The organism is Enterobacter sp. Li2LvB3 (assembly GCF_056156645.1).
In genome coordinates, this window is record NZ_JBSICG010000008.1 from 40,334 (window position 1) to 64,660 (window position 24,327).

Below are 24,327 nucleotides of genomic sequence, written 5' to 3' on the forward strand. Positions count from 1 at the left end.
AATGCAGATCCTGTTGGCTAACCCGCGCGGCTTTTGCGCCGGTGTAGACCGCGCTATCAGCATTGTTGAAAACGCGCTGGAAATCTACGGCGCGCCAATTTATGTGCGTCATGAAGTGGTGCACAACCGTTACGTGGTGGATAGCCTGCGCGAGCGTGGCGCTATCTTTATTGAACAGATCAGTGAAGTGCCGGACGGCGCGATCCTGATTTTCTCTGCGCATGGGGTGTCTCAGGCGGTACGTAACGAAGCGAAAAGCCGTGATTTAACCGTCTTCGATGCCACTTGTCCGTTAGTGACGAAAGTGCATATGGAAGTGGCACGCGCCAGCCGTCGCGGTGAAGAGTCGATCCTGATTGGCCATGCAGGCCATCCGGAAGTCGAAGGCACCATGGGGCAGTACAGCAACCCGGAAGGGGGCATGTACCTGGTCGAATCACCGGAAGATGTGTTTACCCTGGACGTGAAAAACGAAGCCCGTCTGTCGTTTATGACTCAGACTACGCTCTCTGTGGATGACACCTCTGATGTGATTGATGCGCTTCGTCAGCGTTTCCCGAAAATCGTTGGGCCGCGTAAAGATGATATCTGCTACGCCACCACTAACCGTCAGGAAGCCGTACGCGCCCTGGCTGAACAGGCGGATGTAGTGCTGGTTGTTGGCTCGAAGAACTCTTCTAACTCCAACCGTCTGGCTGAGCTTGCGCAGCGTATGGGGAAAGCGGCATTCCTGATTGATGATGCAACGGACATTCAGGAAGCGTGGGTTAAAAGCGCCGCCTGCGTCGGCGTCACTGCCGGGGCATCTGCACCGGATATTCTGGTTCAGAACGTGATTGCCCGCTTGCAGGAGCTGGGTGGTGGCGAAGCGATACCGCTGGAAGGACGCGAAGAGAACATCGTTTTCGAAGTCCCGAAAGAACTGCGTATCGATGCACGCGAAGTGGAATAATCCCTTTTCAGATAAAAGGCCAGCACCTCCTGTGCTGGCCTTTTTTTTTGCCAATCTTTTATCGTGATGACTTAATCATGTCTTTTACTGATATTTAAGTCGGTTTCACGTTAAATTCTAATTATCGGTGTTTTCAGTTGGCAGCCTTCACTCAGGCTGGTTAATCTGAAAACGGTTTACATCATTTTAACGTAAGAGAATAACTATGCATGATGCACAGATCCGTGTCGCTATTGCGGGCGCGGGTGGACGTATGGGTCGCCAGCTGATTCAGGCGGCACTACAGATGGATGGCGTGGCACTTGGCGCGGCGCTGGAGCGTGAAGGTTCATCGCTTCTGGGAACCGATGCCGGTGAGCTGGCAGGCGCAGGCAAGACGGGCGTTAGCGTACAGAGCAGCCTGGATGCCGTAAAAGATGACTTTGATGTGTTCATCGATTTCACGCGCCCGGAAGGGACGCTGAACCACCTGGCGTTTTGCCGCCAGCACGGTAAAGGCATGGTGATTGGTACCACCGGTTTTGATGATGCCGGTAAACAGGCCATCCAGGATGCGTCAAATGAGATTGCGATTGTCTTCGCCGCTAACTTCAGCGTGGGCGTAAACGTCATGCTGAAGCTGCTGGAGAAGGCCGCGAAAGTGATGGGTGACTACACCGACATTGAGATTGTCGAAGCTCACCACCGCTATAAAGTCGATGCGCCATCGGGCACGGCGCTGGCGATGGGCGAAGCGATTGCTCATGCACTGGATAAAGATTTGAAAGACTGCGCGGTGTATACCCGCGAAGGACACACCGGCGAACGTGTTCCGGGCACGATTGGTTTTGCAACCGTCCGTGCAGGCGACATCGTCGGCGAACATACAGCGATGTTCGCCGATATTGGCGAACGTGTGGAGATTACGCATAAAGCCTCCAGCCGTATGACCTTTGCAAATGGTGCCGTGCGTTCTGCTTTGTGGTTAAAAGGCAAGGATAATGGTCTTTTTGATATGAGAGATGTGCTCGATCTTAACAATTTGTAAGATTTATTACCCATCGTGATGTGGTTATTGCAGTCGTAATGTATTGATTGCATAGGGCAATAATTTATTGCCCTTTTATTTTATCTATCTTTCATATTTTTACTGTCAAAGCGCTTAAATATTGCAGTCTTCCTCTGGTTTTGTGTTGCGGTAATGTAAATTTTGACCATCTGGTCTACTTTTTATTGTGTCAGGACGCAGATTTCCATTAAACTTGCCGCGCAAGCGTTTTCCGATGTGATTTACTTGATCTTTTTGTCGCTTAAAGCACATTCCCGCCACCAGGCTTGCAAAAGAATAAACAAAATATCCGTTTTAAGTTGACTTTCACCCTCTGAATACCCAAAATGCCGCCGTTTGCCAAAAATCCGCTGGCAACACATTTGCATTGCTTCATGACGTGGTTATGAATTAATATGCAAATAAAGTGAGTGAATATTCTCTGGAGGGTGTTTTGATTAAGTCAGCGCTATTGGTTCTGGAAGACGGAACCCAGTTTATCGGTCGGGCCATAGGGGCAACGGGTTCGGCGGTTGGGGAAGTCGTTTTCAATACTTCAATGACCGGTTATCAAGAAATCCTCACTGATCCTTCCTATTCTCGCCAAATCGTTACTCTTACTTATCCTCATATCGGCAATGTCGGCACCAATGCTGCTGACGAAGAATCCTCTCAGGTACATGCGCAAGGCCTGGTCATTCGTGACCTGCCGCTGATTGCCAGCAACTTCCGCAATACTGAAGACCTCTCTTCTTACCTGAAACGCCATAACATCGTGGCGATTGCCGATATCGATACCCGTAAGTTAACGCGTCTGCTGCGCGAGAAGGGTGCACAGAACGGCTGCATCATCGCAGGTGATAACCTGGATGCGGCACTGGCGCTTGAAAAAGCGAAAGCCTTCCCGGGTCTGAACGGTATGGACCTGGCGAAAGAAGTGACGACAGCCGAAGCCTACAGCTGGACGCAGGGGAGCTGGATGCTGGAAGGCGACCTGCCGGAAGCGAAATCAGAAAGCGAGCTGCCGTTCCACGTTGTTGCATACGATTTCGGTGCCAAGCGCAATATCCTGCGCATGTTGGTTGACCGTGGCTGCCGCCTGACCGTGGTTCCGGCGAAAACCTCGGCTGAAGACGTGTTGAAGATGAACCCGGACGGTATCTTCCTCTCAAACGGCCCAGGTGACCCGGCGCCGTGCGATTACGCTATCGACGCGATTAAGTCCTTCCTGGAAACCGATATCCCGGTCTTCGGCATCTGCCTCGGCCATCAGTTGCTGGCACTGGCGAGCGGTGCGAACACCGTTAAGATGAAGTTCGGTCACCACGGTGGTAACCACCCGGTGAAAGATATCGACAACAACACCGTAATGATTACGGCGCAGAACCACGGCTTCGCGGTGGATGAGGCTTCCATGCCTGCCAGCCTTCGCGTAACGCACAAATCGCTGTTCGATGGCACCCTGCAAGGTATCCACCGTACCGATAAGCCTGCGTTTAGCTTCCAGGGTCACCCGGAAGCCAGCCCTGGCCCACACGATGCTGCGCCGCTGTTCGATCACTTCATCGAACTTATTGAGCTTTACCGTAAGACCGCTAAATAATCAGGAGCCGAGAAGACAATGCCAAAACGTACAGACATAAAAAGCATCCTGATCCTTGGCGCTGGCCCGATCGTTATCGGCCAGGCCTGTGAATTCGACTACTCCGGTGCGCAGGCGTGTAAAGCGCTGCGTGAAGAGGGCTACCGCGTCATTCTGGTGAACTCTAACCCGGCAACCATCATGACCGACCCGGAAATGGCTGATGCAACTTACATCGAGCCGATTCACTGGGAAGTGGTTCGCAAAATCATCGAAAAAGAGCGCCCGGATGCGGTGCTGCCAACGATGGGCGGCCAGACTGCACTGAACTGTGCGCTGGAGCTTGAGCGTCAGGGCGTGCTGGCAGAGTTTGGTGTGACCATGATTGGTGCCACCGCCGATGCGATTGATAAAGCAGAAGACCGTCGTCGCTTCGACGTGGCGATGAAAAAAATCGGCCTCGACACCGCGCGTTCCGGTATTGCACACAATATGGAAGAAGCGCTGGCTGTTGCGGCCGACGTAGGTTATCCGTGCATCATCCGTCCTTCCTTCACCATGGGCGGCACCGGCGGCGGTATCGCTTACAACCGTGAAGAGTTCGAAGAGATTTGCGAACGTGGTCTGGACCTCTCCCCAACCAAAGAGCTGCTGATTGATGAATCGCTGATTGGCTGGAAAGAGTACGAGATGGAAGTGGTGCGTGATAAAAACGACAACTGCATCATCGTCTGCTCCATCGAAAACTTCGATGCGATGGGTATTCACACCGGCGACTCTATCACGGTAGCGCCAGCCCAGACGCTGACCGATAAAGAGTATCAAATCATGCGTAACGCCTCGATGGCGGTACTGCGTGAAATCGGCGTTGAAACCGGTGGTTCTAACGTTCAGTTCTCGGTGAACCCGAAAACCGGCCGCCTGATTGTTATCGAAATGAACCCGCGTGTATCCCGTTCCTCAGCGCTGGCTTCAAAAGCAACCGGCTTCCCGATTGCCAAAATCGCCGCGAAACTGGCGGTGGGTTACACCCTCGACGAGCTGATGAACGACATCACCGGCGGCCGCACCCCTGCGTCCTTCGAACCGTCTATCGACTACGTTGTGACGAAAATCCCTCGCTTCAACTTCGAGAAATTTGCTGGCGCAAACGACCGTCTGACAACCCAGATGAAATCCGTGGGCGAAGTGATGGCAATTGGCCGCACCCAGCAGGAATCCATGCAGAAAGCGCTGCGTGGCCTGGAAGTGGGCGCGACCGGTTTTGACCCGAAAGTGAGCCTGGATGACCCGGAAGCGCTGACCAAAATTCGCCGCGAGCTGAAAGATGCAGGCGCAGAGCGTATCTGGTACATCGCCGATGCCTTCCGTGCTGGTCTGTCCGTAGATGGCGTGTTCAACCTGACCAACATCGACCGCTGGTTCCTGGTGCAGATTGAAGAGCTGGTTCGTCTGGAAGAGCAAGTGGCGGAGCTGGGCATCACCGGCCTTGACGCTGATTTCCTGCGCGTGCTGAAGCGTAAAGGCTTTGCCGATGCGCGTCTGGCAAAACTGGCGGGCGTACGCGAAGCGGAAATCCGCAAGCTGCGTGACCAGTACAACCTGCACCCGGTTTACAAACGTGTAGATACCTGTGCAGCAGAGTTTGCGACCGACACCGCGTACATGTACTCCACGTATGAAGATGAGTGCGAAGCGAACCCGTCTGTCGACCGCGACAAGATTATGGTACTGGGCGGCGGGCCAAACCGTATCGGCCAGGGCATCGAGTTCGATTACTGCTGCGTACACGCCTCTCTGGCGCTGCGTGAAGACGGTTACGAAACCATCATGGTTAACTGTAACCCAGAAACCGTATCGACTGACTACGACACTTCTGACCGTCTGTACTTTGAGCCGGTAACGCTGGAAGACGTGCTGGAAATCGTACGTATCGAGAAGCCGAAAGGCGTCATCGTGCAGTACGGCGGCCAGACCCCGCTGAAACTGGCGCGTGCGCTGGAAGCAGCCGGTGTACCGGTTATCGGGACAAGCCCGGATGCGATTGACCGTGCCGAAGACCGTGAGCGTTTCCAGCAGGCGGTTGACCGTCTGAAGCTGAAACAACCGGCAAACGCCACCGTCACCGCGATTGAGATGGCCGTTGAGAAGGCAAAAGATATCGGTTATCCGCTGGTGGTGCGTCCTTCCTACGTACTCGGTGGCCGCGCAATGGAAATCGTCTACGACGAAGCCGACCTGCGTCGCTACTTCCAGACTGCGGTAAGCGTCTCTAACGATGCGCCAGTGCTGCTCGACCGCTTCCTGGACGATGCTGTAGAAGTGGACGTGGACGCCATCTGCGACGGCGAAATGGTGCTGATTGGCGGCATCATGGAGCACATCGAACAGGCGGGCGTGCACTCCGGTGACTCTGCATGTTCTCTGCCAGCGTATACGCTGAGCCAGGAAATTCAGGACGTGATGCGCCAGCAGGTGCAGAAACTGGCCTTCGAGTTGCAGGTTCGTGGTCTGATGAACGTCCAGTTCGCTGTAAAAAACAACGAAGTGTACCTGATTGAAGTGAACCCGCGTGCGGCACGTACCGTACCGTTCGTCTCCAAAGCGACCGGCGTTCCGCTGGCGAAAGTGGCGGCGCGCGTGATGGCAGGCCAGACGCTGGCTCAGCAGGGCGTGACGAAAGAAATCATTCCACCGTACTACTCGGTGAAAGAAGTGGTACTGCCGTTCAACAAATTCCCGGGCGTTGACCCACTGTTAGGGCCAGAAATGCGCTCTACCGGGGAAGTGATGGGCGTGGGCCGCACCTTCGCAGAAGCGTTCGCGAAAGCGCAACTGGGCAGTAGCTCCACCATGAGAAAATCAGGCCGTGCGCTGCTCTCTGTGCGCGAAGGTGATAAAGAGCGCGTGGTTGACCTGGCCGCCAAGCTGCTGAAACAGGGCTTCGAGCTGGATGCAACCCACGGCACGGCGATTGTGCTGGGTGAAGCGGGTATCAATCCACGTCTGGTGAACAAGGTGCATGAAGGTCGTCCGCACATTCAGGACCGTATCAAGAATGGCGAATACACCTACATCATCAACACCACGGCGGGCCGCCAGGCGATTGAAGACTCTAAGCTGATTCGCCGCAGCGCGCTGCAATACAAGGTGCACTACGACACCACCCTGAACGGCGGTTTCGCAACAGCTATGGCGCTGAACGCGGATGCGACCGAGAAGGTGATTTCGGTGCAGGAAATGCACGCGCAGATTAACAAGTAAGTAAAAATGCCCGGCGGCATTCCGCGGCCGGGCATTATCCCCACCTTCAGAACCTTCTGGTTTTCCATCCTCTTTCAGTCAGTTAGCCTAAAATGGTTAGGTCGATAACGAAATCCAACTGAATGCAGGGGAAAACACCATGCAAAATAAATTACTTATCACTTCTGTCTTTGCTGCCGCAGCGCTGTTCACCGTCGCGGGCTGTTCCTCTAATCAGGCATTAAAAACCACCGATGGCAAAACCATCGTCACTGACGGGAAACCGCAGGTCGATGAAGATACCGGTATGGTGTCTTACAAAAATGCTGAAACCGGTAAAACGGAGCAGATTAATCGTGACCAGGTGAAATCGATGGATGAGCTGGATAACTGATTGATGACGCTGGCCCGTGAGGGCCAGCGTTGTGCTTTAGAGCAGGTCGTTATTGATTTTGACAACAATCTTGCGCAGCGGTGCGCCAGCATCAAGGGCACTCATCGGACGGTGTAACTCGCCCGGGAACAGGATAGCCAGCTCAAAAGGATGGAGATGGATCAGCGATTCACTGCTGATGTGTTCGCAAAAACCAATGTCGTGAGCCGTACTAAACGGGCCATCGGATGTGATGGTCAGTCCCTTATTACCTGCGCCAATAATCTCTTCCCCTGTCAGAACGATATGAATATCAATGTACTGATGATGGTACTCCGGGCGCTGTTCGGCCAGCGGGCGCGTTTCGCCTTCGACGACGGTAAAAAAGATATTATCGCCATCAACGGTATATTTACCCGCAGGCAGGCTGCGCGGATCCTGAGCGATAACTGCCTGTAACGCGGTACGGATAACCGGCGGATAGAGTGCATTTTTAGCCGCTGCGGCTAAGGTATCGATAATCATGCCAGCACCTCCCTGGAGTGCGCTTGTTCGAGTAACGTTAAGGCGTTCGCCACGATCTGTTCCACCGTCGGGGCGATATCAATGGCGACAATATCGGTTTCGCTGCTGTCGGGGGCTTCCAGCGCGGCAAACTGGCTGCGCAGTAATGCTTCTGGCATAAAATGCCCTTTGCGTTGCTGCATTCGGGCCAGAATGCAGTCGTAATCGCCCGTCAGCCAGAGAAAGCGAACTTTGTTACTTCCTTTACGCAGCTGGTCGCGATAGCGCTTTTTGAGCGCGGAACAGACCAGCACGCCGGATTCATTCTTCTGCTCAAGGCTAAAAATAACGTCAGAAATACGCTCCAGCCACGGCTGACGATCGTTATCATCAAGCGGCTGACTGGCCGCCATTTTGACAATATTCTGCCGTGGGTGAAGGTCATCGCCATCGATGAATTTTGCCCCCATCTGCTGCGCGATAGCGTGTCCTACCGTTGTTTTCCCGGTGCCAGAAACGCCCATCAGGATGATACATTGCCCCGTCATAGCGCCTCCGGATTCACACTGCTACCAACATGCCGCCATCTACGAACAACAGATGGCCGTTGACGAAGTTAGAGGCACTGGAAGAGAGAAACACCGCTGCGCCAACCAGCTCCTGCGGATTGCCCCAGCGCGCCGCCGGAGTACGTTTGCACAGCCAGTCGGTAAAAGCTTTATCATCGACCAGCGTCTGCGTCATCGCCGTTTTGAAGTAGCCTGGCGCGATACCGTTAACCTGAATGTTATGGCGCGCCAGCTCAACGCACATACCGCGCGTCAGCATTTTGACCGCCCCTTTAGCAGCGGCGTAAGGGGTGATGGTGTCGCGACCCAGCTCACTTTGCATGGAGCAGATGTTGACGATTTTGCCCTGCTGGCGGGTGATCATCCGTTTAGCAACGGCCTGCGACACTAAAAATACCGCCGTCTGATTCACGGAAATAACGTCATTCCATTCCTGAACCGGGAATTCAGTAAAAGGATGGCGGCGCTGAATACCGGCGTTATTAAATAATACGTCGATGGCACCTATTTCTTTTTCAATCTGGCTAATGGCATTTTCTACGCAGTCCGCATCCGTGACATTAAATACGGCAGGATATGCCGTCGCGCCTTCATCGCGTAATTTCATGACCGCATCGTTCGCCCGGGTTTCAGAAATATCATTAATGATAATTTCTGCGCCATATTGCGCCAGGCCCTGAGCCATCACAAAGCCAATTCCCTGACCTGCGCCTGTAATTAAAATGCGTTTACCTTGTAAGCTGAAAAGATCTTTCATCTTTATATCCTGATTAACGGCTGAAAACGGAAAACGTTGTGGGTTCTATCTCACGGATTTTCGGCAGGTGAAACTGTGATGAAGATCACTTCAAGTCGTGTTACGAAAAGGGGTTACGTTAAACGTGAGGCGGGGCGGTAAATCCCGCGCCAGGAGAGGGTGATAGCAGCCTCGCGCGATTCTCTTTTCCTGCTCTGGCAGGCATAATGGCCTGATGTGGTAGCGGTTATTGACGGGTTAACTGATGAAGGCACAACGTATTACGCTTAATGATATCGCTGAGCTGGCTGGCGTAACGAAGATGACCGTCAGCCGCTATTTACGCACGCCAGATAAAGTGAAACCCGAAACCGCCGAGCGTATTGCCAGCGTGATTGCCGAAATTGGTTACGAGCCAGATCCGGATAATCCTGCCATGAGCAGTACCGTGGTGCCGCGCATTGGCGTACTCATTCCTTCTTTCCATAATCAAATATTTGCCGATCTGTTAGCCGGTATTGAGTCGGTTACGGCGGCGCACGGCTATCAGACGCTGGTGGTGAACTACGACTACGACCGCCAGCGTGAAGAAGAGCAGATCGCGGCAGTGCTGGCGTTTAATGTCAAAGGCCTGTTATTGACCGAGTCAGTGCATACCCTGCGGGCAGAAAAGTACCTCAACGCCGCGAAAATCCCCGTTGCGGAAGTGATGGGTCTGTCGGAAAACCCCGGGCGCATCAACGTGGGTTTTGACAATTTCAAAGCGGGCCTGGATATGACCAACATGCTGCTGGCAAGCGGAAAGCGGCACATCGTCTATTTTGGATCGATGTCGGACGTTCGTGATGAACAGCGTTACGCGGGGTATTGCGAGGCGATGGAAGCGGCAGGCCTGAGGGTAGGGCGCATTGCGCCCAACAAGGTTTCGTCTGTCTCTATCGGGACGGGCATGATGACGCTGGCGCGCCAGATGTACGCCGATATGGACGGTATTCTGTGTACCAACGACGACCTCGCCGTTGGCGTGTTACAGGAGTGCCTGGCATCGGGTATTCGCGTCCCGCAGACGCTGGCAATCGCCGGTTTTCACGGGCTGGAGATAGGCCAGGTTGTCTCCCCGCGTCTGGCAAGCGTGCTGACGCCGCGCGCTGAAATGGGCAAAGTCGCCACTGAAATCCTGATCAAGAAAATCAAAGGGCTACCGACTATCGAGAAGGTCGATCTGCACTACCGCCTGTCGATGGGCGAAACCATCTAATTTGTCTTACCGATCACGGAGCCTGTAACAGCGCTTTTTAACACGATTCAGCGTGACGAAGATCGCAAAAAACCCTACAAAAAACCCGTTTGATAGTGACCACTGTCGTTATGAACTTCAAACAGGTGATCCCATGAATACTCTTTCTCGCGCCGTCCTTCTGGTGGCTCCCGTTATTGATAGCCTGCAAGCCCAGCTTGCCGCTGAGTTCCCGCTGTTTCGCCTGTATGAACAAGATGATCCCATCGCGTTGCTGCGTGAACAGGGGGAGAACATTGCCGCCGTGGTTACGCGGGGCGACGTGGGGGTGCAAAACAGCGTTCTGGAGCTGCTGCCGCACGTGGGGCTGGTGGCTATCTTTGGCGTGGGGACCGATGCGGTGGATCTGGACTATGTGCGCTCCCGCCAGATTGCCGTCTCGATAACGTCTGGCGTGTTAACTAATGATGTCGCCGATCTGGCAATGGGGCTGTTGCTCAGTGGCGCACGCCAGCTGTGTCAGGGCGATCGTTTTGTCCGGGAAGGGCGCTGGCTTAACGGTGGCCTGCCGCTGGCAACCCAGGTGAGTGGCAAGCGGATTGGCCTGCTGGGGATGGGGAATATCGGCCAGGCCATTGCCCGCCGTGCCGCGGGTTTTGATATGCAGGTGCTGTACCACGACCGTAAACCTGTCGAGGGGCTTGGGTATCAGTGGTGCGCGGACCTGCATACCCTGGCGCATCAGAGCGACTTCCTGGTGATTGCCGCATCCGGTGGCGAGGCTAACCGGGGGATCATCGATGCCCCGGTACTGAATGTGATGCCGACACACGCATGGTTGATCAACATCGCTCGTGGCTCGCTGGTGGATGAGCAGGCGCTGATTAAGGCGTTACAAAACGGTGTTATCGCCGGGGCTGCTCTGGATGTTTTTGAAGATGAGCCGCATGTCCCGGCTGAACTGATCGCACTAGAGAATGTAGTTTTGCAACCGCATATCGCCAGTGCCACTCATGAAACCCGCCAAAAAATGAGTGACGTGGTATTTGCCAACGTGACGGCTTATTTTGCGGGTACAAAATTACCTAACGCGATTAATTAATACTCACGTTTTATCTCTGTACCTGGTTCTCATGTAATGACAACAATAACCTCTGCATAGAGAGTACGAAATATGAACGATAACATTCCCAGCACCCGTTGGTTGCGTATTATTACGCCGGTATTAATTGCCTGCATTATTTCGTTTATGGATCGGGTTAATATTAGTTTCGCCCTGCCCGGAGGAATGGAAGCTGATTTAGGTATTACCAGCCAGATGGCGGGTGTTGCCAGCGGTATATTTTTTATTGGTTATCTATTCCTGCAAATACCGGGGGGACGGATTGCCGTAAATGGCAGCGGTAAGCGCTTTATTGCCTGGTCGCTGGTGGCATGGGCGATAGTGTCGGTCGCAACGGGTTTTGTCACCCATGAATATCAGCTGCTGGTACTGCGCTTTATTTTGGGGGTGTCTGAAGGTGGGATGCTGCCTGTAGTGCTGACGATGGTCAGTAACTGGTTCCCTGAGAAAGAGCTCGGGCGCGCCAACGCGTTTGTGATGATGTTTGCGCCACTGGGCGGGATGCTGACCGCCCCCGTTTCGGGCGCCATCATTGCCGCACTCGACTGGCGCTGGCTGTTTATCATCGAAGGCCTGCTGTCGCTGGTAGTACTGGCAGTGTGGTGGTTTATGATTAGCGATCGCCCGGAAGAAGCACGCTGGTTACCGCAGGCTGAACGGGAGTATCTGGTGAAAACCCTCGCGGCGGAACGGGCGGCAAAACTGGCCGAAGCACCTGTGAGCAAGGCACCAGTGAAGGATGTCTTCCGAAACCCGGGTCTGATGAAACTAGTTATTCTTAACTTCTTCTACCAGACCGGTGATTACGGCTACACCCTCTGGCTGCCGACCATCCTTAAAGGGCTGACGGGTGGCAACATGGCGAGTGTGGGGTTCCTTGCGGTTCTGCCGTTCGTGGCAACGCTTGCCGGGATTTATGTTATTTCACTTTTCAGCGACCGCAGCGGAAAACGCCGCCTGTGGGTTCGCTTTTCACTGTACTGTTTCGCTGCTGCGCTGATTGCGTCTGTGGTGCTGCGTGAGCATGTGGTAGCCGCCTATATCGCGCTGGTTATCTGCGGGTTCTTCCTGAAAGCGGCGACCAGCCCGTTCTGGTCCATGCCGGGGCGGATTGCCGCACCTGAAGTGGCCGGTAGCGCCCGTGGGGTCATCAACGGCCTGGGCAATCTCGGGGGATTCTGTGGTCCGTATCTGGTTGGGGTGATGATGTATCTATATGGTCAAAATGTTGCCGTGTGCGCACTGGCCGGATCGCTGTTGATAGCCGGAACCATGACCTTCCTGCTGCCGAAAAAATGCGACCTTGCCACACAGGTGGCGGATGAAGCCGTCAGCAAAGAGCCGCGCAGTGCCTGAGCGCTGGATACATAAATAACAGTTATCATTGTAACCGGTTCGATTAACTGTCTACACTCTTGCTGAAAGGCAATATGCGTAAAGACAGGCAAATAAATGATTCTGATAATTTATGCGCATCCTTATCCGCAGCACTCTCATGCGAATAAACGGATGCTTGAACAGGCAGGGACGCTCGACGGAGTGGAAATCCGCTCTCTTTATCAACTCTACCCCGACTTTAATATCGACATCGCCGCCGAACAGGCGGCGCTCTCTCGTGCTGACCTGATTATCTGGCAGCATCCGATGCAGTGGTACAGCACCCCTCCGCTACTTAAACTGTGGATCGACAAGGTCTTTTCTCACGGCTGGGCCTATGGTCACAACGGCAAGGCACTGAAGGGTAAAAGCCTGATGTGGGCCGTGACCACCGGCGGCGGTGAAAGCCACTTTGATATCGGCTCCTTCCCGGGATTTGACGTGCTGGCCCAGCCTTTACAGGCAACCGCGCTCTATTGCGGGCTCAACTGGGTGCCTCCTTTTGCGATGCACTGCACCTTTGTGTGTGACGATGAAACGTTACAGGCGCAGGCGCGTCACTATAAACAACGCTTAATTGAGTGGCAGGAGACGCACAATGGATAGTCATACGCTTATACAGGCGCTGATTTACCTTGGCGCGGCGGCACTGATTGTGCCGGTAGCGGTGCGTCTGGGGCTGGGTTCTGTGCTTGGCTATCTGATTGCCGGGTGTGTCATCGGGCCGTGGGGCCTGCGTCTGGTCACGGATGCCGAGGCGATTCTCCATTTCGCTGAGATTGGCGTTGTGCTGATGCTGTTTGTGATTGGCCTTGAGCTTGATCCCCAGCGGCTATGGAAGCTTCGCGCCTCGGTCTTTGGCGGCGGTGCGTTACAAATGGTGGCCTGCGGTGTGCTGCTGGGCGGCTTCTGCATTTTGCTGGGCATGGACTGGAAAGTAGCCGAGCTTATCGGCATGACGCTGGCGCTTTCTTCTACTGCCATTGCCATGCAGGCGATGAACGAACGTAACCTGACCGTCTCTCAGATGGGCCGCAGTGCGTTTTCGGTGCTGCTGTTCCAGGATATTGCCGCCATTCCGTTGGTTGCGATGATCCCGCTACTGGCGGCAAGCGGCTCTTCAACGACGCTCGGCGCCTTTGCGCTGTCGGCGTTAAAAGTGGTGGGTGCGCTGGCGCTGGTTATTTTGTTAGGACGTTATGTTACGCGTCCATTGCTGCGGTTTGTCGCCCGTTCAGGCCTGCGTGAAGTCTTCAGTGCCGTGGCGTTGTTCCTGGTATTTGGCTTCGGTTTACTGCTGGAAGAGGCCGGACTCTCGATGGCGATGGGGGCATTCCTGGCGGGCGTACTGCTGGCAAGCTCTGAATACCGTCATGCACTGGAAAGCGATATCGAGCCGTTTAAAGGACTGTTACTGGGGCTCTTTTTCATCGGCGTGGGGATGTCTATCGACTTTGGCACGCTGGCCACGCACCCGCTGCGGATAATCCTTCTGCTGGTGGGCTTCCTGGTTATCAAAATGGGGATGCTGTGGCTGATTGCCCGCCCGCTGAAGGTGCCGAATAAACAGCGTCGCTGGTTTGCGGTGCTGCTGGGGCAGGGAAGTGAATTCGCCTTTGTGGTCTTTGGCGCCGCGCAAATGGCAAATGTGCTCGACCCGGAGTGGGCGAAAGCGTTAACCCTTGCGGTGGCACTGTCGATGGCGGCGACGCCGGTTCTGCTGGTCGTGCTGACGCGTCTGGAAAAATCAGGCAGTGAGCAAGAGCGCGAAGCCGATGAAATAGATGAAGAACAACCGCGCGTTATCATCGCCGGATTCGGGCGTTTCGGGCAGATAACCGGTCGTTTGTTGCTTTCCAGTGGGGTGAAAATGGTGATCCTCGACCACGATCCTGACCACGTGGATACTCTGCGTAAATTCGACATGAAAGTCTTTTACGGCGATGCGACCCGTGTCGATCTGCTGGAGTCCGCAGGTGCGGCAAAGGCCGAAGTGCTGATTAACGCCATTGACGATCCGCAGGCCAGCATGGAGATGGTCGAGCTGGTGAAAGAACATTTCCCGAATCTGACGATCATCTCGCGTGCACGCGATGTGGATCATTACATCCAGCTGCGCCAGGCAGGGGTTGAAGCGCCGGAACGTGAAACATTCGAAGGGGCACTTAAATCTGGCCGAATGGCGCTGGAAAGCCTGGGACTGGGGGCGTATGAGGCCCGCGAGCGTGCAGACCTGTTCCGTCGTTTCAACACCGACATGGTGGAAGAGATGGTGGCAATGGCGGGCAGCACGGCATCCGAGCGGGCGGCGGTCTTTAAACGCACCAGTGCGATGCTGACGGAAATCATTAATGAAGACCGTAATCATCTGTCGCTGGTGCAGCGTCATGGCTGGCAAGGAACGGAAGAGGGTAAACATACCGGTAACCCGGAAGACGAACCTGAGAGTAAACCTTCAGCGTGAAGTGGTGTTGCCAGCAATATTAAAAAATTTCTGTTTCTTTACCCTGCCGCCAGTCGACGAAAGATTAAGCTTTCCGTATAGTGGCGGCAATTTTTTGCATCCGGGAAATTTTCAATGATCAGTCTGATTGCAGCGCTGGCGGTAGACCGCGTTATCGGTATGGAAAACGCCATGCCGTGGAACCTGCCTGCCGATCTCGCATGGTTTAAGCGTACTACGTTAAACAAGCCGGTAGTGATGGGCCGCCTGACCTGGGAGTCGATTGGTCGTCCATTACCTGGCCGTAAGAATATCGTTATCAGTAGCCAGCCGGGCACTGATGATCGTGTTGAATGGGTGAAATCCGTAGACGAGGCCATTGCAGCCTGCGGTAACGCCGAAGAGATCATGGTTATCGGTGGCGGTCGTGTGTACGAACAGTTCCTGCCAAAAGCGCAGAAGCTGTATCTGACGCATATTGATGCGGAAGTGGAAGGGGATACGCATTTCCCGGATTACGATCCTGACGAGTGGGAATCCGTGTTCAGCGAATTCCACGACGCTGATGCGCAGAACTCACACAGCTACTGCTTCGAAATTCTGGAACGTCGTTAAGTGTTTTTCCCTCTCCCACCGGGAGAGGGAATTATCCTCAGGAGGCGACGGCCTCATCTTCCCCTAAGTCACGCTGTCGGTTAGATGGCTGCACAAAGTAAGCTTTATCTTCCCAGCGTAAACAGGTCAACACCCCGCCCCAGCAACATCCCGTATCCAGACCGTAGACGCCTTCAGGCGTGCCTTTACCCTCAAGTGAAGCCCAATGCCCGAACACCACGCTGTACTCGTTGGTTACCGGTCCAGGAATGGCAAACCAGGGTTTGAGCGGCGCAGGCGCACTCTCCGGTGTCTCTTTGGAGTACATATCCAGCTGCCCGTTCGGGAAGCAGAAGCGCATACGCGTGAAGGCATTAGTAATAAAACGCAAACGCGCCAGCCCGCTGAGATCTTCACTCCAGTGGTTCGGCATATCGCCGTACATGGCATCAAGGAAGAACGGATACGAGTCGCTTGCCAGCACTGCTTCAACGTCGCGCGCACAGGCTTTAGCCGTTTCGAGATCCCATTGCGGGGTTATCCCGGCGTGCGCCATGAGCAGTTTTTTCTCTTCATCGATTTGCAGCAGCGGCTGACGACGAAGCCAGTTGATCAGGTCATCGGCGTCTGGTGCCTCGAGCAGAGGGGTAATCCTGTCTTTCGGCTTATTACGGCTGATCCCGGCATATACCGCCAGAAGATGCAGATCGTGGTTGCCCAGCACCATCCGTACATTGTCGCCCAGAGATTTTACAAAGCGCAGAACGTCAAGTGAACCAGGACCGCGTGCCACCAGGTCACCCGTTAGCCAGAGTGTGTCCTGACCAGGCGTAAAGTCGACCTGTTTTAACAATGCGATCAGTTCATCGTAGCAACCGTGAACGTCGCCAATCAGATATGTAGACATTGGATTAGTGAATGAGTGTTGTAACGGCAAGACGGAACACAGGAATAGCAATGCGGAAGGCATTACCCTCGGCGTCGACCATTTCGTAATGGCCTTCCATGGTACCCAGCGGTGTTTCAATAACCGCACCACTGGTGTACTGATACTCTTCGCCAGGATCGATGTGCGGTTGTTCACCCACCACACCTTCGCCCTGGACTTCGATTTTGCGGCCATTGCCGTTAGTGATAAGCCAGTAGCGCCCAAGCAGTTGCACAGGCATCCGCCCCAGATTGCGAATGGTTACCGTGTAGGCAAAGACAAAACGCTCTTCATCCGGTGTGGACTGGGACTCGATATAGACGCTTTGTACATGAACACAGACGCGGGGCGAATCAATCATGGCTTAACTCTCCTTCGGCGGGGCATTTTCGCTGATGTAATTAGCCAGCTTGCAATACTGCTCTACGGAGATGTTCTCCGCACGCATTGCCGGGTCGATCCCTAGCTCAGCTAACACCTCAACGCTAAACGAGTTGCTCAGGCTGTTACGGATCGTTTTACGGCGCTGGTTAAAAGCTTCAGTGGTAATACGGCTCAGCACGCGCAACTCTTTGACCGGATACGGTTTCACTTTATGCGGGACAAGGCGTACAACTGCTGAATCCACTTTCGGCGGTGGCGTAAAGGCGGATGGCGGTACTTCGAGCACCGGGATCACGTTGCAGAAATATTGTGCCATTACGCTTAAACGACCATACGCTTTACTGTTCGGCCCCGCAACCAGACGATTCACAACCTCTTTTTGCAACATGAAGTGCATGTCGGCAATGGCATCAGTATAGCTAAACAGGTGGAACATCAACGGCGTAGAGATGTTGTAAGGCAGGTTACCAAACACGCGCAGCGGCTGCCCCATTTTTTCTGACAGCTCGCCAAAGTTCATGGTCATGGCATCTTGCTGATAAATGGTCAGCTTTGGCCCCAGGAACGGGTGCGTTTGCAGACGTGCCGCCAGGTCGCGGTCAAGTTCGATAACGGTCAGTTCGTCAAGACGCTCGCCTACTGGTTCGGTCAGTGCGGCAAGGCCCGGGCCGATTTCGACCATAGCCTGGCCTTTCTGCGGATTAATGGCAGAAACGATACTTTCGATCACAAACTGATCGTTGAGAAAGTTTTGCCCGAAGCGTTTACGGGCTAAGTGGCCCTGATGGACTCGATTAGTCATTGAGTATTAACAATCATTTTGATGGCGAGATTAAGCGCCGTAATAAAACTGCCGACATCCGCTTTTCCCTGGCCTGCCAGATCCAGCGCAGTACCGTGGTCAACGGACGTTCGAATAAAGGGTAAACCGAGGGTGATATTCACGCCACGGCCAAAGCCCTGGTATTTTAGCACGGGCAAGCCCTGATCGTGGTACATCGCGAGCACGGCATCGGCATTATCCAGGTATTTGGGCTGAAAAAGGGTATCCGCAGGCAACGGCCCGCTAAGATTCATCCCTTTTGCACGCATTTCTTCGAGCACAGGAATGATAGTGTCTATCTCTTCCGTGCCCATATGCCCACCTTCTCCGGCATGTGGATTTAGCCCGCAAACCAGGACGTGTGGCTGTTTGATCCCAAATTTCGTTTGCAGGTCATGATGCAAAATCCCGATGATCTCGCGTAAGAGTTCAGGGGTAATGGCGTCAGGGATAGCCTTGATGGGCAGATGCGTTGTCACCAGTGCAACCCGCATCTCTTCGGTTGCCAGCATCATAACCACTTTTGAGCTGTGCGAGCGCTCTTCGAAGAACTCGGTATGCCCGGTAAAAGGAATACCTGCTTCGTTGATAACACCCTTGTGCACGGGGCCGGTGATTAATGCGGCAAATTCACCCTTCATGCAGCCATCACAGGCACGTGCCAGCGTCTCGACAACATAGTGGCCGTTTTCAGTGCTGAGCTGGCCTGGGGTAACGGGTGTACGAAGGGGAACAGAAAGAAGGGTTAAGGTACCGGCTTGTTGCGGTGCTGGCTGTTGGCCTTCAACGTAGGGGAGCAGAGTTAAAGGCAGACCGAGCAATGTTGCCCGGTCTTGTAACAGTGTTGCATCAGCACAGACGACCAGTTCAACCGGCCAACTGCGTTGAGCCAACTGGACGACGAGGTCGGGACCAATCCCGGCGGGTTCGCCGGGAGTGATAACAACACGATGTTGTTTCATTAGTTGCTCAGTATTTTCACGTAAGCGCTGGCGCGTTGTTCCTGCATCCAGGTTGCCGCTTCTTCAGAGAATTTGCGGTTAAACAGCATACGGTAAGCTTTGTCTTTCTGCGCCGCATCGGTTTTATCCACGTTGCGGGTATCCAGCAGTTCGATCAGGTGCCAGCCAAAGGATGAATGCACAGGGGCGCTCATCTGGCCTTTGCTGAGCTTCATCAGCGCATCGCGGAACGCAGGATCGTAGATATCCGCAGCCGCCCAGCCAAGATCGCCGCCCTGGTTAGCAGAGCCAGGATCCTGGGAGAACTCTTTCGCCGCGTTAGCAAACGAGGTTTTACCGCTCTTAATATCTGCTGCGATTTGTTCCAGTTTTGCGCGAGCCTGATCGTCGGTCATGATCGGTGACGGTTTCAGGAGAATATGGCGCGCGTGCACTTCCGTTACGGAAAGGCTCTGGCTCTGGCCACGCAGATCGTTAACTTTCAGGATGTGGAAACCCACACCTGAACGGATTGGACCGATGATATCGCCTTTCTTCGCCGTGCTCAGCGCCTGAGCAAAGATAGATGGCAGTTCCTGAATACGCCCCCAACCCATCTGGCCGCCTTTCAGCGCCTGCTGGTCGGCAGAATAAGTGATCGCCAGTTTACCGAAATCACCGCCGTTACGTGCCTGTTCAACGATAGAACGCGCCTGGCTTTCCGCTTCAGCTGCCTGATCGGAAGTTGGGTTTTCTGGCAGTGGGATCAGGATGTGGCTCAGGTTCAGCTCGGTGCTGGCATCGTTCTGATTACCAACCTGCTTCGCCAGGGCATCCACTTCCTGAGGCAGGATGGTAACGCGGCGGCGAACTTCGTTGTTACGCACTTCCGAAATCAGCATCTCTTTGCGGATCTGGTTACGGTAAGTTGGGTAGTTAATACCATCGTAGGCCAGACGACTGCGCATCTGATCCATGGACATGTTGTTCTGCTTAGCAATGTTCGCAATCGCCTGATCGAGCTGCTCGTCAGTGATCTTCACGCCCATTTTCTGACCCATCTGTACGATAATCTGATCCATGATCAGACGTTCCAGGATCTGGTGGCGCAGCGTGGCATCATCAGGAAGCTGCTGACCTGCTTCACCCGAGTTGAGTTTCACAGATTTCATCAAACCGTCAACGTCACTTTCAAGCACGACGCCGTTGTTAACCACAGCAGCGACTTTATCGACAACCTGGGGGGCTGCGAAGCTGGTATTCGCAACCATAGCGATACCGAGCAGCAGCGTTTTCCAGTTCTTCATACTTTTTCCATTTCAATTAACCGCATAGCGGATTACGTGGTAAATCAAGCACATTACAAAGAAGTACGGTACGGCAGAATGTTCGAGCGCAGCATCTGCTGTGTGCCGAGGCCATAGTTAGAGCTCAGGCCGCGCAACTCGATATTGAAGCCAAACACGTTATCGTATTCGCTTTGATTATTTTTGGTATCCCAACCGTTAAGTTTGCGTTCGTAACCGACACGCAGTGCGTAACAGCAGGAGTTGTATTGCAGCCCTAACATCTGGTCTGCTGCTTTATTCGCATTGGTATCGAAGTAGTACGCCCCGACAATAGACCAGCGGTCGGCGATAGGCCAGCTTGCGACTGCACCCACCTGCGAAATACCGTCTTTATACTGAGGTTTAGTCCAGGTCGTATCACTGCTGTTTTTCGGCAGTGTCGCCTGAATGTACTCAGGACTGGCATAACGATAGTTCAGCTGAATCAGTCGGTCTTCATCACGACGGTACTCGATAGTGGCAGTACTGTTGGCGATATTATCCAGACGGGTATCATACTGCACACCACCGCGCAGGCCCCAGCGGTCAGTCATACGCCAGTAAGTATCACCAGCCCAGACGACAGAACCAGTTTTGTCATTATTCTCCCACTGAATGTTTTGCGCATCTCCTGTACGTGACTCGGTGAAATAGTAGATTTGACCAACAGAAACGTTAAAACGTTCAACTGCTGCGTCATCATATACACGCGTTGTCACACCCGTGGTGAGCTGGTTAGCCGAAGCGATACGGTCAAGACCACCATAGGTACGGTCACGGAACAGGCCGCTGTAGTCAGATTGCAGCAGCGAGGAGTCATAGTTGTTGATGTTACTTTGGTCACGATATGGCACGTACAGATACTGCATACGCGGCTCGAGGGTCTGGGTGTAACCCTCCGTCAGGTTCATATCGCGTTCGAAGATGAGTTTACCGTCCATCTTGAATTGCGGCAGCGTACGGTTTACTGACTCTTCAAGATGCGTACCATTGCTCGTGTTGTAATCATCAATATTTTTCTGCTGATAGTGGGTCGCCATCAGCTTGGCTTCGGTGTTCAGGCTCGCCCAGTCGTTGGACCACGGCAGGCTGACTGTCGGCTCTAAGTGAACACGCGTGGCTTCCGGCATATTGGAACTGGTATTCACGAAATGCACAGCCTGGGCGTAAACGTGGGTATCGAAAGGCCCAACGTCGTTCTGGTACCAGTTAACATCAAGCTGCGGCTCTGCGCCGTAGGTGCTGTTTGTCTGGTTCGAGAATACCTGGAACTGTTTAGTCGATACGGTGGCGTTGAAGTTCTCAATGGCATAACCCGCACTGAATTTCTGCGTTGCGTAGCCATCGGTACTTGAACCGTACTTGGAATCGAAGTCGTTGAAATAATAAGAGTCGCTGACCTTGGTATAATCAACGTTGAAACGCCAGACCTGATCCATCACCCCGGCATGACGCCAGTAGAACAACCAGCGGTGGCGATCGTCACCCGACGGGTTTTTGACACTGTCGTCTTTGTAGACATTATCCGACGGCAGGTAATCAAACTCCATCAGGCCTGTGCCTGCCTGGGTCAGATAACGGAATTCGTTCTGCCACTGAATGTTACCGCGCTTGTGGATATAGTGCGGAGTGATCGTGGCGTCCATGTTTGGCGCAATGTTCCAGTAATACGGCAGGTAGAACTCAAAGTAGTTCGTGGTGCTGTATTTGGCATTCGGGATCAGGAAGCCTGAACGGCGTTTGTCGCCAACCGGTAATTGCAGATATGGGCTATAGAAAACAGGAACCGGGCCGAGTTTGAAACGTGCGTTCCAGATCTCTGCAACCTGCTCTTCGCGGTCGTGGATAACTTCACTGCCCACAACGCTCCAGGTGTTTGAACCTGGCAGACACGAGGTAAAGGACCCGTTTTCCAGAATGGTGTAGCGGTTTTCGCCGCGCTGTTTCATCAGGTCTGCGTCACCACGCCCCTGACGTCCTACCATCTGGTAGTCACCTTCCCAGACGTTAGTATCTTTGGTATTCAGGTTTGACCAGGCTTTCGGACCTTTCAGGATGACCTGATTGTCGTCGTAGTGCACATTACCCAGTGCATCCACCGTACGTACGGGCTCTGCCGCACCTTCTGGCTGCTTCTGATGCAATTGCACTTCATCTGCCTGCAAACGGCTGTTACCCTGGTTAATATCCACATTGCCCGTAAACGTGGCATTGTCGGGGTAAGTACCTTTTGAGCTGTCGGCAGTAATGGTTACCGGCAAGCTATTCGTATCGCCCTTCACCAGTGGGCGATTATAACTTGGGACGCCAAGCATACACTGCGAGGCGAGATCGGCGGCCAGCCCCTGGTGGCTATACAGGGCGGTGCCAATCATTGTGGCCAGGAGGGTGGGGATACGTTTTTTCATACGTTGTATTTATTGTTCCGTCATCAGTGGCTACGGCTTACAAACGCTCAGAGACTATCTTACTCATCAGCGCAGTACCAGCGTTAATCCTGCCCGTTTGCGCGCCAGAGTGTTAGGCTCGCTATCGAATGACGAGTATGATAATGCAAATTATAGGCGATGTCCCTCAATTGACCGTGGCTCGACCACTGTAATGATGGAGTTACGTCAAACCAGGAACATGACTATTCGGGGAGTATATGCAGTATTGGGGTAAAATAATCGGCGTTGCGTTCGCAATAATGATGGGCGCAGGGTTCTGGGGTATCGTTCTCGGCCTCATTATTGGTCATATGTTTGATAAGGCGCGCAGCCGCAAAATGGCCTGGTTTGCTAACCAGCGCGAGCGCCAGTCACTCTTTTTCTCCACCACGTTTGAGGTTATGGGTCACTTAACCAAATCAAAAGGGCGTGTGACAGAAGCGGATATCCAGATAGCCAGCGTGTTTATGGACCGCATGAGTCTGCACGGTGAGTCTCGCCTGGCGGCGCAAAACGCGTTTCGCGTCGGTAAGGCGGACAACTATCCGCTACGCGAAAAAATGCGTCAGTTCCGCAGCATCTGTTTCGGGCGTTTTGATTTAATTCGGATGTTTCTGGAGATCCAGATCCAGGCGGCCTTCGCTGACGGCTCCCTGCATCCTAATGAGCGTGACGTTCTTTATGTCATTGCGGAAGAGTTGGGGATTTCCCGCGTTCAGTTCGACCAGTTCCTGCGCATGATGCAGGGTGGTGCGCAGTTTGGCGGGGGGTATCAGCAGCAACAGTCCGCGGGTGGTGGTGGCTGGCAACAGGCGCAGCGCGGCCCAACGCTTGAAGATGCCTGCAACGTGCTGGGCGTGAAATCTACGGACGACGCGACGACCATTAAACGCGCGTATCGCAAGCTGATGAGTGAGCACCACCCGGATAAACTGGTCGCCAAAGGCCTGCCGCCAGAGATGATGGAGATGGCAAAGCAAAAAGCACAGGAAATCCAGAAGGCGTACGAGCTCATTAAAGAGCAGAAAGGATTTAAATAAAAAATGGCCCGACAGTGTCGGGCCATTTTTTTAGAAGTCTACCGGAGCTTTAAACGTCATGGCATTGCCGAAAACCGGATGGGTAATGGTCAGCGTCTGGGCATGGAGTTGCAGACGTGGAGCCATCGCCAGCGCTTCTGGCGGCGCGTAGAATCGGTCACCCAGAATCGGATGTCCCATGGCGAGCATATGCACGCGCAACTGGTGAGAGCGCCCGGTAATCGGCTTTAACAAGACGCGCGCGGTATTATCCGGCGCGTACTCCAGCACTTCGTACTCGGTTTGCGCGGCTTTGCCGGTTTCATAACACACTTTCTGTTTTGGCCGGTTCGGCCAGTCGCAAATCAGCGGTAAATCAACCAGTCCTTCTTCCTGCGCCGGGTGACCCCAGACGCGCGCCACGTACTGCTTTTTCGGCTCGCGCTCGCGGAACTGTCGTTTTAACTCGCGCTCCGCTTCCTTGTTAAGCGCCACCACAATCACGCCGCTGGTTGCCATGTCCAGACGATGTACGGACTCAGCCTGCGGATAATCACGCTGGATACGCGTCATTACGCTGTCTTTGTGCTCATCAAGACGGCCCGGCACGGACAACAAGCCGCTTGGCTTGTTGACCACCATGATGTGTTCATCCTGATACAGAATGACCAGCCAGGGCTCCGTTGGTGGATTGTAGGGCTCCATTACCATTTTG

General features: G+C 53.8%; 22 protein-coding genes. 12 read left to right on the forward strand and 10 right to left on the reverse strand.

What is annotated here, in order from left to right:
* Position 1: 1 nt before the first annotated feature.
* From ispH to ACS603_RS08585, 5 genes are all read left to right on the forward strand, one after another.
* On the forward strand, positions 2–952 hold the full coding sequence (gene ispH / locus ACS603_RS08565) for a 4-hydroxy-3-methylbut-2-enyl diphosphate reductase (RefSeq protein WP_182059534.1): 951 nt from the start codon (positions 2–4) through the stop codon (positions 950–952).
* A gap of 205 nt (positions 953–1,157) precedes the next feature.
* On the forward strand, positions 1,158–1,979 hold the full coding sequence (gene dapB / locus ACS603_RS08570; RefSeq protein WP_166717850.1) for a 4-hydroxy-tetrahydrodipicolinate reductase: 822 nt from the start codon (positions 1,158–1,160) through the stop codon (positions 1,977–1,979).
* A gap of 454 nt (positions 1,980–2,433) precedes the next feature.
* Positions 2,434–3,582 carry a glutamine-hydrolyzing carbamoyl-phosphate synthase small subunit gene (gene carA, locus ACS603_RS08575; protein WP_474944101.1) on the forward strand — a complete coding sequence of 383 codons (1,149 nt, stop codon included), beginning with the start codon at positions 2,434–2,436 and terminating at the stop codon, positions 3,580–3,582.
* A gap of 18 nt (positions 3,583–3,600) precedes the next feature.
* Entirely contained in the window at positions 3,601–6,825 is a 3,225-nt protein-coding gene (carB, locus tag ACS603_RS08580) for a carbamoyl-phosphate synthase large subunit (RefSeq protein ID WP_182059536.1), read from the forward strand.
* A gap of 139 nt (positions 6,826–6,964) precedes the next feature.
* Positions 6,965–7,198, forward strand: coding sequence for a YgdI/YgdR family lipoprotein (locus tag ACS603_RS08585; RefSeq protein ID WP_182059537.1), 234 nt, complete (start codon positions 6,965–6,967; stop codon positions 7,196–7,198).
* A gap of 36 nt (positions 7,199–7,234) precedes the next feature.
* On the opposite strand, the gene ACS603_RS08590 is transcribed toward ACS603_RS08585, so the two are convergent.
* Genes ACS603_RS08590 through idnO form a run of 3 tightly spaced genes read right to left on the reverse strand, consistent with a single transcriptional unit; the run spans position 7,235 to position 9,007 of the window.
* Positions 7,235–7,702, reverse strand: a complete 468-nt coding sequence (locus ACS603_RS08590) for a NanQ anomerase/TabA/YiaL family protein (RefSeq protein ID WP_182059538.1) — start codon at positions 7,700–7,702, stop codon at positions 7,235–7,237.
* Positions 7,699–8,229, reverse strand: a complete 531-nt coding sequence (locus tag ACS603_RS08595) for a gluconokinase (protein ID WP_474944102.1) — start codon at positions 8,227–8,229, stop codon at positions 7,699–7,701. Before ACS603_RS08595 ends, ACS603_RS08590 begins: the two co-directional genes overlap by 4 nt.
* 13 nt (positions 8,230–8,242) lie before the next feature.
* Positions 8,243–9,007 (reverse strand): gluconate 5-dehydrogenase, encoded by a 765-nt coding sequence (idnO, locus tag ACS603_RS08600; RefSeq protein WP_182059540.1) that lies wholly within the window; start codon positions 9,005–9,007, stop codon positions 8,243–8,245.
* Between the two features lie 244 nt (positions 9,008–9,251).
* On the opposite strand from idnO, the gene ACS603_RS08605 reads away from it, so the two are divergent.
* From ACS603_RS08605 to folA, 6 genes are all read left to right on the forward strand, one after another.
* The gene (locus ACS603_RS08605) at positions 9,252–10,244 is read left to right on the forward strand and encodes a LacI family DNA-binding transcriptional regulator (protein ID WP_182059541.1); all 993 of its coding nucleotides are present in this window, start codon (positions 9,252–9,254) and stop codon (positions 10,242–10,244) included.
* Positions 10,245–10,377: 133 nt separating this feature from the next.
* Positions 10,378–11,325 carry a 2-hydroxyacid dehydrogenase gene (locus ACS603_RS08610; protein WP_474944103.1) on the forward strand — a complete coding sequence of 316 codons (948 nt, stop codon included), beginning with the start codon at positions 10,378–10,380 and terminating at the stop codon, positions 11,323–11,325.
* A gap of 72 nt (positions 11,326–11,397) precedes the next feature.
* Positions 11,398–12,702 carry an MFS transporter gene (locus tag ACS603_RS08615; RefSeq protein WP_182059543.1) on the forward strand — a complete coding sequence of 435 codons (1,305 nt, stop codon included), beginning with the start codon at positions 11,398–11,400 and terminating at the stop codon, positions 12,700–12,702.
* Between the two features lie 96 nt (positions 12,703–12,798).
* On the forward strand, positions 12,799–13,329 hold the full coding sequence (gene kefF / locus ACS603_RS08620) for a glutathione-regulated potassium-efflux system oxidoreductase KefF (protein WP_014068860.1): 531 nt from the start codon (positions 12,799–12,801) through the stop codon (positions 13,327–13,329).
* Positions 13,322–15,187: a glutathione-regulated potassium-efflux system protein KefC gene (gene kefC, locus ACS603_RS08625; RefSeq protein WP_182059544.1), complete on the forward strand. Its 1,866-nt coding sequence runs from the start codon at positions 13,322–13,324 to the stop codon at positions 15,185–15,187. Before kefF ends, kefC begins: the two co-directional genes overlap by 8 nt.
* 114 nt (positions 15,188–15,301) lie before the next feature.
* The gene (gene folA / locus ACS603_RS08630) at positions 15,302–15,781 is read left to right on the forward strand and encodes a type 3 dihydrofolate reductase (protein ID WP_008502023.1); all 480 of its coding nucleotides are present in this window, start codon (positions 15,302–15,304) and stop codon (positions 15,779–15,781) included.
* 37 nt (positions 15,782–15,818) lie between these two features.
* Here folA and apaH read toward each other — a convergent pair whose 3' ends face one another.
* From apaH to lptD, 6 genes are read right to left on the reverse strand one after another with little or no spacing between them, the layout of a single operon-like run.
* Positions 15,819–16,667, reverse strand: coding sequence for a bis(5'-nucleosyl)-tetraphosphatase (symmetrical) ApaH (gene apaH / locus ACS603_RS08635; protein ID WP_182059546.1), 849 nt, complete (start codon positions 16,665–16,667; stop codon positions 15,819–15,821).
* A 4-nt stretch (positions 16,668–16,671) separates the two neighbouring features.
* Entirely contained in the window at positions 16,672–17,049 is a 378-nt protein-coding gene (gene apaG / locus ACS603_RS08640) for a Co2+/Mg2+ efflux protein ApaG (protein ID WP_474944104.1), read from the reverse strand.
* Positions 17,050–17,052: 3 nt separating this feature from the next.
* Positions 17,053–17,874, reverse strand: coding sequence for a 16S rRNA (adenine(1518)-N(6)/adenine(1519)-N(6))-dimethyltransferase RsmA (rsmA, locus tag ACS603_RS08645; RefSeq protein WP_166717860.1), 822 nt, complete (start codon positions 17,872–17,874; stop codon positions 17,053–17,055).
* Positions 17,871–18,857, reverse strand: a complete 987-nt coding sequence (gene pdxA / locus ACS603_RS08650; RefSeq protein ID WP_315687901.1) for a 4-hydroxythreonine-4-phosphate dehydrogenase PdxA — start codon at positions 18,855–18,857, stop codon at positions 17,871–17,873. The genes rsmA and pdxA overlap by 4 nt, the downstream gene beginning before the upstream one ends.
* Positions 18,857–20,143 carry a peptidylprolyl isomerase SurA gene (gene surA, locus ACS603_RS08655; RefSeq protein WP_474944105.1) on the reverse strand — a complete coding sequence of 429 codons (1,287 nt, stop codon included), beginning with the start codon at positions 20,141–20,143 and terminating at the stop codon, positions 18,857–18,859. The genes pdxA and surA overlap by 1 nt, the downstream gene beginning before the upstream one ends.
* 53 nt (positions 20,144–20,196) lie before the next feature.
* Positions 20,197–22,572 (reverse strand): LPS assembly protein LptD, encoded by a 2,376-nt coding sequence (lptD, locus tag ACS603_RS08660; RefSeq protein WP_474944106.1) that lies wholly within the window; start codon positions 22,570–22,572, stop codon positions 20,197–20,199.
* 239 nt (positions 22,573–22,811) lie between these two features.
* Between lptD and djlA the strand changes: the two genes are divergently transcribed.
* Positions 22,812–23,633, forward strand: coding sequence for a co-chaperone DjlA (gene djlA / locus ACS603_RS08665; RefSeq protein ID WP_182059551.1), 822 nt, complete (start codon positions 22,812–22,814; stop codon positions 23,631–23,633).
* Between the two features lie 30 nt (positions 23,634–23,663).
* Here the strand turns inward: djlA and rluA are convergent, their stop codons facing one another.
* Entirely contained in the window at positions 23,664–24,323 is a 660-nt protein-coding gene (gene rluA, locus ACS603_RS08670; RefSeq protein WP_014068869.1) for a bifunctional tRNA pseudouridine(32) synthase/23S rRNA pseudouridine(746) synthase RluA, read from the reverse strand.
* Between the last annotated feature and the right edge of the window lie 4 nt (positions 24,324–24,327).